Raw genomic sequence first — 1,892 nt, 5'->3', positions numbered from 1 at the left:
AGGTTATCCCATGATTCAGGAACAGAATTTCAATGCGCGCCCCGATGCGAGTGGCGGCTACAAGGTGGATGTGTCACGCGGCTCGAACGTGGACCGCGTGTCGTCCGAATGGTTCTCGCGGCCGGATGACGAGCGGTATCTGTCGCTCGACGATCTCTTTGCCTCGGTAAAAGGTCGGGCGGAGCGGAGCCGGACGCGCACGGTGGAAAGCGCTGCGATCCGGGTTGAGGCGCATCGTGACAATCCCGAGAAGTTAGGGCTGATCCTGCCCGGAGCTGATGAGCCGATTGCGCCCACGCATTGGAGTTTTGGGCAGTTATCCAGCCTCGTCGGCGGGCCTGCCGCCTATCTGCGTCAATTGCCCGCGCCGTTGGCGGGCATTAACCTGCAATACGGACTGACCAATCATCGCGCCGAACAGATCAAGACGCTGGAAACCGGGGATGGGCGCACCGAACTGCGCGCCGTGACCGGCCCCGACTATGGCCGCATCTACGATCACGAGCTTGTCTCCGCCGTTCAGCGTATCGCGGGCAACGGCACTGGCGACACACGCTGGAAGGTGCCCGGCGTTCTGGACTGGTCGACGGGTATCTATAATCCGCGGGTCGACATCACCAAAGACACCACCACGCTTTACGCCTCGGACCGCGACGTCTTCCTCTTTCTGGTCGATGATCTGAACCCCATTGAGGCGGGGCTGCTGCCTGACGGCTCGCCAGACCTCTATTTCCGAGGGTTCTACTGCTGGAATTCGGAGGTCGGGGCAAAGACGCTGGGCATCGCCAGCTTCTACCTGCGGGCAGTCTGCCAGAACCGCAATCTCTGGGGCGTCGAGGACTTCCAGGAAATCAAAATCCGCCATTCGAAATACGCCGCCTCCCGGTTTGCGCATGAGGCGGCCCCGGCGCTCACCCGCTTTGCCAACTCCTCGCCAGCTCCATTCATCGACGGCATCCGGGCATCACGCGAGAAGATCGTCGCGCGGACAGACGAGGACCGGCAGGAATTCTTGCGCAAGCGCGGGTTCTCGAAGGCGGAGACCGGTCGGATCGTCGAGACGGTGTTGGCCGAGGAAGGCCGCCCGCCTGAGAGCGTGTTCGACTTCGTGCAGGGGATCACCGCTGTTGCCCGCTCGAAGCCGCAGCAGGATGCGAGGCTTGTGATGGAGGGCAAGGCGAAGGTGTTGTTGGAGAAGGCGTTCTAGCCGCGAACTCCCGTTGGGAGATTTTCCGGCCCATCGCTCCTTAGAGGGAGAGTTGGGCCGGGTTTTCCGTGACGGGTTTGGAGGTCGAGAGAGTGGCTCCCGGCTGGCCCGTCGCGGAGTAATCCCGATGACCAAGCAACAGAAAATCACCCTCAGCGCCTCGCGCGACATCCCCTTCAATAAGCTGATGCTCAGCCAGTCGAACGTGCGCCACGTCAAGGCCGGCGTCTCGATTGAGGAGCTGGCCGAAGACATCGCCCGGCGGACGCTGCTGGCCTCGATCACCGTGAGGCCCGTGCTGGACGACAACGGTGCCGAGACCGGCATGTTCACAATCCCTGCCGGTGGGCGGCGGTTCCGGGCGCTGGAGCTTCTTGTGAAGCAGAAGCGCCTGAACAAGACGGCGCTGGTGCCCTGCGTCGTGCGCATGGACGGTCTCGCGGAAGAAGACAGCCTAGCAGAAAATATCCAGCGCGCACCGCTGCATCCGCTGGATCAATTCCGCGCGTTTCAGGCGATGCGCGAGAAGGGCCGCACCGAGGAGGAGATCGCCGCCGCTTTCTTCGTCTCGGCCAGCGTGGTCAAGCAGCGGCTGAAACTCGCCGCAGTCGCACCCGCGCTGCATGATGTCTATGCCGAGGAGGAAATGACGCTCGACCAGCTGATGGCCTTCACGGTCAATCCC

General features: G+C 62.7%; 2 protein-coding genes. Both read left to right on the top strand.

The window, feature by feature from the left end; genetic code table 11:
• Window positions 1-10 precede the first annotated feature (10 nt).
• Window positions 11-1,207 (top strand): DUF932 domain-containing protein, encoded by a 1,197-nt coding sequence (locus WBB85_RS06485; RefSeq protein WP_432637810.1) that lies wholly within the window; start codon window positions 11-13, stop codon window positions 1,205-1,207.
• 127 nt (window positions 1,208-1,334) lie between these two features.
• On the top strand, window positions 1,335-1,892 hold a 558-nt coding region (locus WBB85_RS06480; protein WP_432637809.1), incomplete at its 3' end, for a ParB/RepB/Spo0J family partition protein.

Source organism: Albidovulum sp., assembly GCF_049646345.1.
GTDB lineage: Bacteria > Pseudomonadota > Alphaproteobacteria > Rhodobacterales > Rhodobacteraceae > Albidovulum.
The sequence above is the reverse complement of the archived record's forward strand: the minus strand, read 5'-3'. Positions and strand labels throughout refer to the sequence as shown.